This is a genomic window from Streptococcus sp. 2106 (assembly GCF_013277315.1).
GTDB lineage: Bacteria > Bacillota > Bacilli > Lactobacillales > Streptococcaceae > Streptococcus > Streptococcus pseudopneumoniae.
Map to the genome: position 1 here is coordinate 1 of NZ_VMMS01000043.1, position 12,367 is coordinate 12,367.

The window sequence follows — 12,367 nt, forward strand, 5'->3', positions numbered from 1 at the left end:
GATTTTAGTCCAGTATAAATTTATCTTTTTCTCCTCCTTCATCGTTCTTACTTTTGACCATAATAAGCATTTGGTCCATGTTTACGTTGGTAGTGTTTTTCTAGTATGTACTGGGGAGCAGGTTCAACTCTTGGATTGATTTGTTCTGTAAAGCGATTCATCTTTGATACTTCCTCTAGTACGACAGAGTGATAAACAGCATTCTCTGGATTTTTGCCCCAGGTGAATGGACCGTGATTGCGTACAACAATTCCTGGTACTTCAACCGGGTTAAGTCCGCGATGTTCAAACTCTTCTACGATAACCAGGCCAGTATCTTTTTCATAGGTCACTTCTACTTCGTCCTTGGTCAAACTACGGGCGCAAGGGATTGAACCGTAGAAATAATCTGCATGGGTTGTTCCGTAGAAAGGAATATCACGACCTGCCTGAGCCCAACCAACAGCTTCTGTCGAATGGGTGTGAACCACACTACCAATTTCTGACCAAGCCTTATATAATTGCACATGAGTTGGGAGGTCGGAAGATGGTCTTAAATCCCCTTCTAGGATCTTACCATCTAGATCAGTCACTACCATGTTTTCAGGTGTCAATTCGTCATAATCCACGCCTGATGGTTTGATAACAATGACACCGAGTTCGCGATTGACTTCAGATACATTCCCCCAGGTAAATTTGACAAGTCCATGTTTTGGCAATGATTGATTGGCATCACAGACTCGTTTACGCATAGCATTGATTACTTGATTCATCTTACATCAAACCTGCTTTCTTAATGAGTGGATAGAGAAAAGCTTGCGCCTCTTGAATGGCTGCGCGTGTTTCTTCTACTGTTTCACAATTTTCAGACCACATTTCGATTAGGAAAGGTCCATTATAATTGGTTTCCTTTAAAATATCGAAAGCTTCTTCCCATTTAACACAACCTTGCCCAAAAGGTACATCTCGGAACTGGCCCTTTGAACTTTCTGTCACTGCATAAGTATCCTTGAGATGGAGAGCTGCGATGGCATGATGACCAAGATAAAACTCACTATAGATATCATTATGCCATGCAGACACATTACCAATATCTGGATATACAAAGAGGAAGGGAGAGTCAATCTCTTTTTCTATAGCCAAATATTTTTCGATGCTATTGATGAAAGGATCATCCATAATTTCAATAGCAAGTACCACCTGAGCTTCTTCAGCCCAGTCACAGGCTTTTCTCAAATTTTTGATAAAACGTTGGCGTGTCTGGGGTGACTTTTCCTCATAGTAAACATCGTAACCAGCTAATTGAATCGTACGAACTCCCAAGTCTTGAGCTAATTCGATACATTTTTTCATGAGTTCTAGAGATTTTTCCTCTAGAACTGGATCTTTTGAACCCAATGGGTAGCGACGATGGCCTGAAAAACAGATAGAAGGAATACGAACACCAGTTCCATAGATTGCTTTGACAACTTCCAAGCGTTCTTCCTTACTCCAGTCAAGTCTTGCTAAACGCTCGTCACGTTCGTCAATAGACATCTCGACAAAATCAAAGCCTAACTCCTTGGCAAAATTTAAACGTTCTAGCCAAGTAAAGTGTGTTGGGGTTGCCTTTTCATAAATTCCAATTGGACGTACCATGATTTACCCCCAAATTCGTTTGATTTCATCCTTGAAGGCACGCGCTGCTCCTGCTGGATCCGCAGCCTCTGTAATTCCACGACCTGCGATAAAGGTAAAGACATCAACACCTTCAAAGAGTTTGAGAGTATCTACATCTAGACCACCTGTTACAGATACACGGAAGCCCATGTCAATGAGTTTTTTAACCTTATTAAGGTCTTTTTCACCCCAAGTTTCACCAGCAAGAAGAGCATCACGAGATTGGTGATAAATAGCTTGTGAGATACCTGCATCTAGCCAAAGCTGAGCTTGTTCAAAAGTCCAATCGCCATAAAGCTCGATCTGGATTTCGCCTCGTTCTCCTCGTTCAGTCTTGATAGCCTTTAGAGCTGCTTCCATAGTAGGGATGGTTGCACAACAGATACAAGTCATCCAGTCTGCTCCACGAACCGCATTATTTTTAGCAACTGTTCCACCAGCATCAGCACATTTTGTGTCTGCCACAATAATCTTATCTGGGAAAAGGCTACGCAAGACTTCAGCCAGTTCACTTCCAACTTGAAGCAAGCAAACAGTTCCAGCTTCGATAATATCTACTTCCTGACCAACAGAAACAGCTGCTTTAATCGCTCCTTGCAAGTCTGAATGGTCTAATGCAACTTGTAAATTAGGTATTCTTTTTGTCATTTCTTTATTCCTCTTTCTAACTTTCCAAGTCCAATCCTTCGAGATAAGGGCTATCCTTAGATTCTTCAATCATAGCCAAGACATCTTCTTTAGTCTGGCAAGCCTGTAAACGTGCAATAGAATCGTCTAATTCAAACAGGGCAATAATTTGTGGAATGGCTACACTTGTGTGAATTTTTGAGCTTGTTGCTGCTAGTGCCAACAAAACAGATACCTCTTTCCCATCTGAAAATACAACAGGATTTTGTAAGGTAATCAATGAAAAGGCATCACTTTGCACACCAGCTTCAGGTCTAGCGTGGGGCATAGCCATACCTGGCATCAAGATATAGTAAGGCCCATACTCTTCAGTCGATTCAATGATAGCATCGTAATACTCTGGCAAAATTGCCCCACTTTCAATCAAGGGATCTACTGCTACCTTGACTGCTTCTTTCCAATCGTTAGCCTCTAAACCTAGTCGGATCGAGTCGTTGTCAATTAAAGCTTGTTTTAAATTCATATCTGCCTCCTTTATTTAAAGAGGGAGAAGGACAGAAACGATAACTCTCAGTTTCTGTCCAGCCCCCTCCAACCTTTTACTGTAGTGCTTGACTGAGTTTTTCGGTGATTTCTTTATCATCCATCAAGTTATCAAGCCCAATTAACTTCCCATTAGTTCGCCCTTCCAATTCTTGAATCAAATGAAGAGAAGCGATTACGATGTCATATCCTACTGCTAAACCTTTAGCTTCACCGACACTGCATGAATTGACTGTAAAATCTGTTTGATTAAGCTTACGGAGAGCATTTTCAACCTTCATCTTGATAACCATTGAGGAACCCATTCCATTTCCGCACGCTGCTAATACTTTAACCATTTTATTTCTCCTTTTCTAGATACTAAGCTTCTTCTTGAACTTCACCGTTGTAATATTTCTCTTTATCTTTTGCTTTGGCAAATTGAAGTTGAGGAATAACAAGCAAGAAGAGACACACAAGTACATAACCAACAATAGCAAGGTATTTGAAGATATATCCAAATCCAAGCCATGGGAATTCAAAGTCGATATTTCCATGGTAGCCACCATAAGATGCCAAATCGAGAAGGGCCACACAAAGAGCTCCTAGAGCAACTTGAAGGACGCCTGATATAAAGGAAAGGATAACAGCCGCTTTCCATCCGCCGCGTTTATCAGCGTAGACCGCAATGGCTGCATTGTCAAAGAACACTGGTACAAATCCTGTAATAATAAGAATCGGATTTTTAAAGACGATGAGCAAAACAATTGTAATCAATTGACCAATCAAACCAAAGGTAAATCCTGACAAGACAGCATTTGGAGAACCAAATCCATAAGAAGCTGCAACGTCAACCGCTGGGAATGAACCTGGCAACAATTTGTTTGAAATACCTTGGAAGGCGTTTGTCAACTCAGATACGAACATTCGGACACCTTGCATCAAAACGAACAAGTAAACTGAGAAGGTAAAGGCTGTTTGGATAATGTACATAAAGAAATCTTGTTTAGCAGGATTGAATAGAGTTCCTGAAGTGATGACTTCTTTATTAGACATAATGTCTGGACCCAAGATTAAAAGAATGGCTCCGAAGAATACGAGCATCAAGGTAGCAGATGCAACAACTGTATCGTGGAAGATTGAGAGGAACTTAGGTAATTTAAGATTGTCTAAACTTTCTTCTTTCTTACCAAAGCGTCCTGCTACTTTATCTACAAACCAGATTGCAAATTGCTGTTGGTGACCAATCGCAAATCCGCCACCACCAGTCAAGCGTTGAGTTGCCTCAACAGTCATATTTGAACTAACTGCCCAGTAAAGTCCACAGATGATACCAATCGCTGCTGTACCGTAAGCATTGCGCAATTGTGGTACTAAGAATAGAACCATAAGAGATACTGTTGCAGCTTGTTGTACCATGATGTGACCAGTAATAAAGAGGGTTCTTACCTTCGTAATCTTTCGAAGAGCTACGAGCAAGATATTTATTCCGAAACCAATCAATAGAGCTGTAGTTGCAGTTCCAACAAAATCTGGAAACTCTGCTGTAATTTTGTTGTTTGCTGCAGCAAGTCCAAAGTAAGGGTCGATAACCGCTGCACCAATTTGGAATTTGTAGTTAAGAGCTGCTAAGATTGGACGAAAGGTTGTAACCAAACCACCAGCACCCACGTTAAGCAACATATACCCTACTGTTGCTTTAACAAACCCTGAAAAAACATCATGGGCAGGTTTTTTCAAAAGTGCATATCCTATCAACACCAATAAACCTACGAAAAATGCGGGATTCTGCAAAATATTGCTAGAAAACCAATTTAGAACACTTGAAACGACTTCCATAATTGTTCTCCTTTTGAATTGTTTTTGTAAGTTTATTATATAATGCGAAAGCGCAAACAAAAAGACCAAGAATTACACAGCGGACTGTTCACTCTTGGACTGTATGATTTATGATGTTTTACAAATTATCTTATTTTCTCGTAGCTAGATAATAGGGAAGAATTTTAGAATAAGACTTCAATAAGCCTTCTACGATTTCTTCTTCAGACGACTTTTCTGTCATAGAAACATCTGCCTTAACTAGCACTTTTCGGATTTCTTGACTGCCTATCTTCTCGACTAAAGTGCGACGCTTTTCTTCGTTCGCCTCCCACCGTTGACTTTGGCCATCAGAGTAAGCTAGATAATAAATTCCTTTAACGGTTGGAATGTCTAAAATCTTGGCCTGTTTCTCTAAAGTTTGCTCTCCTTCTTACGTTCGATGAAACTGACTTCCAAAGAAATTCCAAAGTCAGTAGATATCCCATACAAACGTAAGGCCATCATAGGTTCTGTCACTTGTCCGTCTCTCTGTAGATAAACCCAAAAATGCGGTCTCAAACGCTGGGCCTGATTCATCCACTGACTAGTCTGTTGGAGTTGCCATTCTGGATGGCTTGCTTGAAAGGCTTTGCCAGTTCTGTAAAAGCCTTTCGTGCCTCTTGCCCTTTGTGGCGGAATACCAGCATCTTCTCTCGCTCTGCTCCCGCTTTATCAGGATTACGGTACTGCAAACCAGCAAAGTCTAAATAGTCTCTTATCTTATTCAACATCCGTTTCATCTCCTCTAGCTAGCAAAAAATCAGGTCAACCCTGATTTTACTTATTCTGTATCTACAACGACATAGCGATTGGGCTCATCACCTTCAGAGTAACTAGTCACACCATCCATACGTGAAATAATACGATGGATAATCTTGCGTTCGCTATTTGACATTGGATCTGTTTGATGACTGCGCCCTTCTTCTAAAACACGAGTCGCCAATTTTTGCGCATAGGTCTGCAAGACTTCTGCACGGTGTTCAACATAATCATTGACATTGATTGTAATATAGAAGGTTCTTGAATAGCTATTATAAAGATAATTTTGAGCCAACAGTTGCAAGGACTTCAAGACTTTACCATGGTAACCGATAATACGACCTGGTTCGTTGGTGTTAATTTGTAGATTGATGCTACGACGGTTATAGTCATTTGAAAGTGTAGCTTCAACATCCATGTCATCCACAATCGCTTGAACATAGGCAGTCACATCCGTAGCCACCTGGGCAATATCATAACTTTGCTCGACCTTCAAGCCCATCTCTTTCAAGTCTTGATTTTCAGTTTGATTTTGCTCAGTTTCAAGGTCATCAGTGCCTGCTTCTTCCCTCATCGCTTCCTCGATTTGAAGTTCATTTAAAATCTCAATGTGACCAGTTTCTTCTAAGATAGTGCTGGCATGTCTTTCATGTTTTAAGATTTCAGCCTTGACTTCATCAGAAATACCTTGGCCTTCTTCCTCAATCTTTTTAATTGCCTCTACAACATGACCCAAATCAACGGTCGCTTCACTAACTGTTTTAACAGGCTCATTCAAATCATTGATTTGTTTTGGAACTCCCTTTACAGCTTGTTGATTTGCTTTGACAACAGTCGTTTCACTAATCGCTTCAATATGCACTTGGGCTGGTTTTTTACCAAATAAACCAAGAAAGCCTTTTTTCTCCCTAGAAATGACTTTAATATGTGCCTTCTTCCTTGGAATATCTAATTCTTTCAATCCTTTTTGGATTGCTTCTTCAACAGTTGAACCTGTAAATACTACCATTACCAGATTCCTCCTTATTATTTCGTTTTCTGAGCCTTTTTCTTGGCTTTTCTTTTTCTATTTTCCAAATCTTTCTGTGCCTGTACTACAGCCTCGCGCTCTGCGATAATCTTGAATGGATTGTTCAAGAAATAGGTTTGCAAGACTTGATAAGCATTAGACACTGTCCAGTATAGGGCGACTCCACCTGGCGCATAAACTGCAAAGATAAAAATCAAGACTGGAATCCCATACATCATCGCAGTCGTAGCGCCATTTCGCTCAGACAAAGCTTTGTTGGACAACCAAGTACTTAAAAAGGTGAATACTGCTGCTAAAATCGGAAGAACAAGGGTTGTATCCACACTACCAAGGTTAATCCATAAGAAATGACCTGTCTTTAAAAAGTCAACTCTTGATAGGGCTTGGAACAGGGCCAAAATAACCGGCATCTGAATCAAAATCGGCCAAAGAGAGTCTGACTGTCTGACACCCATTTCTTTAAATACTTTACGCATTTCCTTCTCTAGTTTGGTTCTGCTTTCCATATCTCGACCTGGATATTGTTCTCGAAGCGCCTTAATGCGTGGCTGAGCTTCCTGCATTTTCCTAGAAGCCACCATTTGCACCTGAAAGACTGGCAAGAGGACTGTACGAATCAAGACCGTAAAGAGAATAATCCCCACTCCGATACTAATATCAAACGATAAAAAGCGAATGATTTCCGCAAAGAAGTAAACCAATTTACTCCAAAAATCAGCCGATTCGGCTGTAATATCGCTAGTTACCCCATTAGTCGCACAGGCTGTCATGATCAATAGAGACAGTCCTAGCAAACTAGTCAACTGTAGTTTCTTTTTCACTCCCATTTCCTTCCTGGTAAATCTTTGATAATTTTAATACGTGGAGTAGATTTTTCTCCATCTCTGCGTATCCCAAGGTTTCAACCCCTTTTCGAGCAATGACAACAAAGTCGACATCTTCTACCAGACTCCCTTTTGCATTCTGGATAATATGTCGGATTCGTCTCTTGATTTGATTTCTAGTGACCGCATTCCCCAGCTTTTTGCTAACTGATAGACCTACTCGAAAATGGTTTTTCTGGTTTTCTAGTTGGTAGACCACAAATTTGCGATTGGCAAAACTTGTCCCCTCCGTGAAAATCGCCTTAAAATCTTTCTCTCTTTTTACACGAAAGTTTTTCTTCAAAACTCAACTCCATCTATTAAATTACTACTATTATACCATATTTTTCAAAAAAGCCAATCATAGCAAGGTTTTGGACAATTCTACCAATATTCTCTTGTTTATTTTTTAATCCTTTTCGTCGTGCTTTCATTCTCTTTCTTATTGTCACAATGTCTACCGTTCCCGTAACAGTCTATACTTAAAACTTAAAAAATTTGAAGTCATTTTCCCTGTAAACACTAAAAACGACAAAATGGTTAGAAAATTTATTTTCCAACCACTTTATCACATTCATTAAAGACAGAATTATCATTTTAACATTCTTAATTACAAGTATTTAAGCATAACTAACCCCAAATAGCACATTTTCCAGCAGAGATTCCTAATTGTGCAACGATTCCTGCAACGTTACTCTTCATGCCAAATTTAGCAAGTTCCATTGCTATATATGAGGCAGCTTTGCCCCACATTTTACCTTGAATATAACTGATAATGTCCCCTCTCATTAAATCAACAAGTTCCATACCTGGAATCATACCAATCAACTCATCACGCATACATGAAACAAAATCTCTATCTTGTAAAGAGGCTTGCAAGTTTTGAACCAAATTAGGCTCTGTATAAATACGTTCAATGCCCATTACAATATACGGTGCTAAAGTGCCATAGCGTTCTGTCAATAATTCTTTATTAACATAAAGAACGCCATTCTCATAACTCGTCGCTTCTGTAAACAAGAATTTCAAATCCTTCTCTACTTCGGCAACATCAATATACTCTACAGTTGTATTTGGAACCTTTGTTTCATTAGCGTATGCAATCCCTATAAAACTCGGTACCATAATAAGCAAAGTCGTAGCAATAACAATACATTTTGTAATTATCTTTTTCATGTCATTCACTCTTTCTGAAAGAAATCGTGTTGTGCTAAATAGTCATAATGTTGTTTGTTAAATTGATACTGTCCTAAATGTTGACTGATATTACCTACATCTACTGAAAAGATGTACTGTTCACTTTGATAGTGCCATTTAATTCTAACTGTGTTCAAGACTGTGTTATAACTAAAATATTCAACTTGACTTCAGGACATTTCAATGACTTGATTAGGCCGATTTTCAGTTACATCACTAATGTCCATCAAGTAAATCCCCTTAGATGTGAATGACATAATCTTTGGCTTCACACTCGACTGAACATAGTAGACTCCTCCTATAATGAAAAAATCAATAAAGGATTTCAGCCATGTCTTTTTCTTAAAAGCCATCAGAAAATTCCTTTGTCCCTCGATATGACAAGTTGAAAGAAATGATTCAATCTGTTTTTCTGTTGCAAATTCCATAATAGTACCCATGATGTTACCTCCATAACTATAAACCAAGAACGATACAACAGCTCTTATAACTTATTACTGTACTATTATAGCATAAATTGTAAGCGGATACAATCAAAAATTGACATAATATAAAATATTAATTGATGCTACCTGTCATTCTAAGCGAAAATTGGAAATAAGTTATCTTTTATCACTTTTATAGCAAATTTAAATTACAACAGCACAATACGACTTCTAATACATTTTTAGAAATGCATTGAAATCAGCTAATTAATTTATTCACATTTTATAGTATATTGAAATAGAATATGAACAAATTGATTGAGAAATTCATCCTCATTTTTAACAATATTTCAGAAACCGATGTATCCTATTCTTGACTCAATGTACTATATCTCAATCCACTATAACGCTTCTTAAAATCATCCACCGCTATCTATGACTTCTACCTTTCAAAGCTAGTTAAGTTTAAAAAAAGAAGCTGGAAAAATAACTTTCCCAACTCCTTGTATTGAATATTTTTTTAGTTTCACTTATTTTTTCAAGCGTTCAACATCACGGGCAATGACTAATTCTTCATCTGTTGGAATAACCAAGACACGGATCTTCGCTGCATCTGTTGAGATGTCTCCTGTCACACCAAAGATATTCTTTTCATCATCAACATCACAACCAAACCACGAAATTCCTGAGATTACATCATGACGGAAATTTTCTGCATTTTCACCAACACCTGCTGTGAAAACAATGGCATCTGCTCCATTTAGTACTGCAAGGTACTGACCGATATGTTTTTGAATACGGTCAACATACATTTCATAAGCCAAGCTAGCGTCGTGATTCCCTTCTGCTACAGCAGCTTCTATGTCACGCATATCGCTAGAATTAGCAGAAACTCCCAAAAGACCCGATTCACGATTAAGAACACTACTGATATCTTCTGGTGTATTAAAATCCTCTGTATATTGCATTAAATAAGGAATGATAGCTGGATCAATGTCCCCTGTACGCGTTCCCATCATAATACCACCCAGAGGAGTGAAGCCCATAGAAGTATCAACAGATTTGCCGGCTTGCACAGCTGTAATTGAGCCTCCGTTACCAATATGACAGGTAATCAACTTCAAGTCTTCTAATGGACGTCCCAAGAGTTTTGCAGCTTCTCCTGCTACAAACTGGTGACTTGTACCATGAGCACCGTATTTACGAACCTTGTTTTCTGTGTAATATTTTGTTGGTAGAGGGTAGCGATAAGCTTTCTCTGGCATAGTTGCGTGGAAGGAAGTATCAAAAACAACTACACTGGTAATGTCTGGCAACAATTCCTTGAAGGCACGAACACCTGCTGCATTGGCTGGATTATGGAGAGGAGCCAACAAACTCAACTCTTCAACTTTTTCTAAAACATCCCCCTCAACAACTGTTGATTCTTTGAAATATTCTCCACCCGCAACAACACGGTGTCCAACACCTGTAATCTCATCATAAGCCTTGATAATATCGAAACGAATCAAGTCATCCAATAAGATTTTAACAGCTTGTGTGTGATTTTCGATATCTAAAATTTGTTGTTCAGAACGGCCATCAAATTTTACAGTTGAAATTGAATCTTTCAAACCGATACGTTCAATCAAGCCTTTCGCCAATACTTTTTCTTCTGGCATTAAGTATAATTGCCATTTTAAACTTGAACTTCCTGCATTTATTGCGATTGTTTTTGTCATTATCAATTACCTCTTTTAAGCGTTTTCAACTATTATAACAAAATCTATTTTATATTTCAGTACCTTTGCTCCAATTTTGAAAATTTTCTTTGAATTTCATTAAAATGCTTGCATCTTGCAAGCTAGCAAGTGGATACACAAAAGGCTCTACTGCTATTTCATTTTTCTTCTGTAAGATAAAAATAGTCTTAGATTGGTTGACATTGGCAAAGAGATTTTCAGGCAGACTAATCATAGCAACCAGACTCGCCTCTTCTTTCAGCCACCCTTTTAACAAATCACTTTGAGGGCTGGTCAACAAATCACTCGGAGCTAGAAAAATAGCGTATCCGTCTAACTTGAGATACTTAAGCCCTTGTTCCATGAGCAAGTGATGGGCGTAAGTATATTCTTGGCTAGAAGCAACTTGATGACGCGACGCAACGGCATCATCAGGATAATAGCCGACCGGCAAGTCGCTGATGACCACATCGCTTTCTTTGAGCATTTGTGGACGAACGGCATCTCCTTGGACAAAGCCAGCCTGCAATCCGATCACGTCTGCCATGCTAGCTGCCAAATCAATCAGCAAATCATCCACTTCCATTCCCAAGTAATCCACCTTTTTATCAAGCGAGGTCAAGAAAGTAGCGCCCAGAATTCCCATGCCAGAACCCATTTCGAGGATAGTGATTTCCTCCTCTTTAAACAACTCTTCCACAATAAATACCAAAAGCAAGGCAATAGCATCTGGCGTAAACTGGTGATTAGCCTGCAAGGGTTCTGTTTGCCCAGCCTTCATCAAGAGAAACTGGTAGGTCTTGAGCCATTCTTCTTTGCGAAGCGCTAAGCGCTTAAGGGCTTGATTGTTCTCTTTGACCTGTTTTAGCTCTGTCTCACCATCCAGATAGATGCTATTTTGCTCCACCAAGGCGTCATAAAAGTTGGTCGTCAAATCACTTTGGATGACTTGGACATTCTCTAGTAAATAGGTATAAGCTTGTTCAATTTTTTCAAAATCCATATTCCTATCTTACCAAATTTCCTTTCTTTTTTCCATCCTTATAGAAAGTCCTATATGAAAGAGTATAAATGACAAGTTGGGCATCTAAATCTGACAGCAAAAGTTTCGTTGAATTTATTTCTATTGACCCTTGGTAGGGATGTTTATTACGACAAATGGTCATAGAAATATAGCCGCCCATCCCTAGAGAAAAAACGAGGCATGAATTGACTTACTATTTTTACAGAGTTTTCCAAGTGTTATACTAAGTTTCCATTTATATCTTTTCCCATTTTCCCAACAAAATTTTAAAGAGTTTTTATTTATTAGACTTCCTGCGAAACAAAACATGGTATAGTAGTTCTATGAATTATGAAGCAAGTAAACAACTAACTGATGCACGATTCAAGCGTCTTGTTGGTGTTCAGCGCACCACTTTTGAAGAGATGTTAGCTGTATTGAAAACAGCTTATCAAGGTAAACACGCAAAAGGGGGACGAAAACCTAAACTAAGCCTAGAAGACCTTCTTATGGCGACTTCAATATGTGCGAGAATATCGAACTTATGAAGAAATTGCGGCTGATTTTGGTATTCACGAAAGCAACTTAACCCATCGGAGTCAATGGGTTGAAGTAACTCTTGTTCAAAGTGGTTTTACGATTTCAAGAACTCCTCTCAGTTCTGAGGACACGGTAATGATTGATGCGACGGAAGTAAAAATCAATCGTCCTAAAAAACAATT

Annotated in this window: 12 protein-coding genes and 3 pseudogenes; 1 reads left to right on the forward strand and 14 read right to left on the reverse strand. The window is 38.9% G+C overall.

Going from position 1 to position 12,367, the window contains the following annotated elements; all coding sequences use genetic code 11:
* Positions 1 to 47 precede the first annotated feature (47 nt).
* From HT723_RS05400 to HT723_RS05465, 14 genes and pseudogenes are all read right to left on the reverse strand, one after another.
* Positions 48 to 752 carry an L-ribulose-5-phosphate 4-epimerase gene (locus HT723_RS05400; RefSeq protein WP_001077558.1) on the reverse strand — a complete coding sequence of 235 codons (705 nt, stop codon included), beginning with the start codon at positions 750 to 752 and terminating at the stop codon, positions 48 to 50.
* Between the two features lies 1 nt (position 753).
* Complete coding sequence (locus HT723_RS05405) at positions 754 to 1,617, reverse strand: L-ribulose-5-phosphate 3-epimerase (RefSeq protein WP_061367317.1); 864 nt, start codon at positions 1,615 to 1,617, stop codon at positions 754 to 756.
* A gap of 3 nt (positions 1,618 to 1,620) precedes the next feature.
* A complete protein-coding gene (locus HT723_RS05410) occupies positions 1,621 to 2,286 on the reverse strand; it encodes a 3-keto-L-gulonate-6-phosphate decarboxylase UlaD (RefSeq protein ID WP_000166727.1) in 666 nt (221 codons plus the stop codon).
* 16 nt (positions 2,287 to 2,302) lie between these two features.
* Positions 2,303 to 2,788 carry a PTS sugar transporter subunit IIA gene (locus HT723_RS05415; RefSeq protein ID WP_001049927.1) on the reverse strand — a complete coding sequence of 162 codons (486 nt, stop codon included), beginning with the start codon at positions 2,786 to 2,788 and terminating at the stop codon, positions 2,303 to 2,305.
* A 76-nt stretch (positions 2,789 to 2,864) separates the two neighbouring features.
* The gene (locus HT723_RS05420) at positions 2,865 to 3,146 is read right to left on the reverse strand and encodes a PTS sugar transporter subunit IIB (RefSeq protein ID WP_000241469.1); all 282 of its coding nucleotides are present in this window, start codon (positions 3,144 to 3,146) and stop codon (positions 2,865 to 2,867) included.
* 22 nt (positions 3,147 to 3,168) lie between these two features.
* Positions 3,169 to 4,626, reverse strand: a complete 1,458-nt coding sequence (locus tag HT723_RS05425; protein ID WP_172934799.1) for a PTS ascorbate transporter subunit IIC — start codon at positions 4,624 to 4,626, stop codon at positions 3,169 to 3,171.
* A 130-nt stretch (positions 4,627 to 4,756) separates the two neighbouring features.
* A pseudogene (locus HT723_RS05430) lies at positions 4,757 to 5,378 on the reverse strand (HI_0552 family protein).
* 50 nt (positions 5,379 to 5,428) lie between these two features.
* Entirely contained in the window at positions 5,429 to 6,415 is a 987-nt protein-coding gene (gene jag / locus HT723_RS05435) for an RNA-binding cell elongation regulator Jag/EloR (RefSeq protein WP_172934800.1), read from the reverse strand.
* Positions 6,416 to 6,432: 17 nt separating this feature from the next.
* Positions 6,433 to 7,257 carry a membrane protein insertase YidC gene (locus tag HT723_RS05440; protein WP_345890239.1) on the reverse strand — a complete coding sequence of 275 codons (825 nt, stop codon included), beginning with the start codon at positions 7,255 to 7,257 and terminating at the stop codon, positions 6,433 to 6,435.
* The gene (gene rnpA, locus HT723_RS05445; protein ID WP_172931036.1) at positions 7,232 to 7,603 is read right to left on the reverse strand and encodes a ribonuclease P protein component; all 372 of its coding nucleotides are present in this window, start codon (positions 7,601 to 7,603) and stop codon (positions 7,232 to 7,234) included. The genes HT723_RS05440 and rnpA overlap by 26 nt, the downstream gene beginning before the upstream one ends.
* Before the next feature lie 326 nt (positions 7,604 to 7,929).
* Complete coding sequence (locus HT723_RS05450; protein ID WP_050223352.1) at positions 7,930 to 8,475, reverse strand: hypothetical protein; 546 nt, start codon at positions 8,473 to 8,475, stop codon at positions 7,930 to 7,932.
* Between the two features lie 5 nt (positions 8,476 to 8,480).
* A pseudogene (locus HT723_RS11905) lies at positions 8,481 to 8,936 on the reverse strand (hypothetical protein).
* Between the two features lie 515 nt (positions 8,937 to 9,451).
* A complete protein-coding gene (locus HT723_RS05460; protein ID WP_138700670.1) occupies positions 9,452 to 10,642 on the reverse strand; it encodes an acetate kinase in 1,191 nt (396 codons plus the stop codon).
* Positions 10,643 to 10,691: 49 nt separating this feature from the next.
* Complete coding sequence (locus HT723_RS05465; RefSeq protein WP_138700671.1) at positions 10,692 to 11,645, reverse strand: class I SAM-dependent methyltransferase; 954 nt, start codon at positions 11,643 to 11,645, stop codon at positions 10,692 to 10,694.
* Between the two features lie 344 nt (positions 11,646 to 11,989).
* Here HT723_RS05465 and HT723_RS05470 point away from each other — a divergent pair.
* Positions 11,990 to 12,367 (forward strand): annotated as a pseudogene (locus tag HT723_RS05470) (transposase family protein); the annotation flags it as partial.

Coding starts and splice junctions, on each gene's coding strand:
- jag (WP_172934800.1), bottom strand. CDS start 6,415: ATGGTAGTATTTACAGGTTCAACTGTTGAAGAAGCAATCCAAAAAGGA.
- HT723_RS05460 (WP_138700670.1), bottom strand. CDS start 10,642: ATGACAAAAACAATCGCAATAAATGCAGGAAGTTCAAGTTTAAAATGG.
- HT723_RS05405 (WP_061367317.1), bottom strand. CDS start 1,617: ATGGTACGTCCAATTGGAATTTATGAAAAGGCAACCCCAACACACTTT.
- HT723_RS05465 (WP_138700671.1), bottom strand. CDS start 11,645: ATGGATTTTGAAAAAATTGAACAAGCTTATACCTATTTACTAGAGAAT.
- HT723_RS05425 (WP_172934799.1), bottom strand. CDS start 4,626: ATGGAAGTCGTTTCAAGTGTTCTAAATTGGTTTTCTAGCAATATTTTG.
- HT723_RS05400 (WP_001077558.1), bottom strand. CDS start 752: ATGAATCAAGTAATCAATGCTATGCGTAAACGAGTCTGTGATGCCAAT.
- HT723_RS05415 (WP_001049927.1), bottom strand. CDS start 2,788: ATGAATTTAAAACAAGCTTTAATTGACAACGACTCGATCCGACTAGGT.
- HT723_RS05420 (WP_000241469.1), bottom strand. CDS start 3,146: ATGGTTAAAGTATTAGCAGCGTGCGGAAATGGAATGGGTTCCTCAATG.
- HT723_RS05450 (WP_050223352.1), bottom strand. CDS start 8,475: ATGAAAAAGATAATTACAAAATGTATTGTTATTGCTACGACTTTGCTT.
- HT723_RS05410 (WP_000166727.1), bottom strand. CDS start 2,286: ATGACAAAAAGAATACCTAATTTACAAGTTGCATTAGACCATTCAGAC.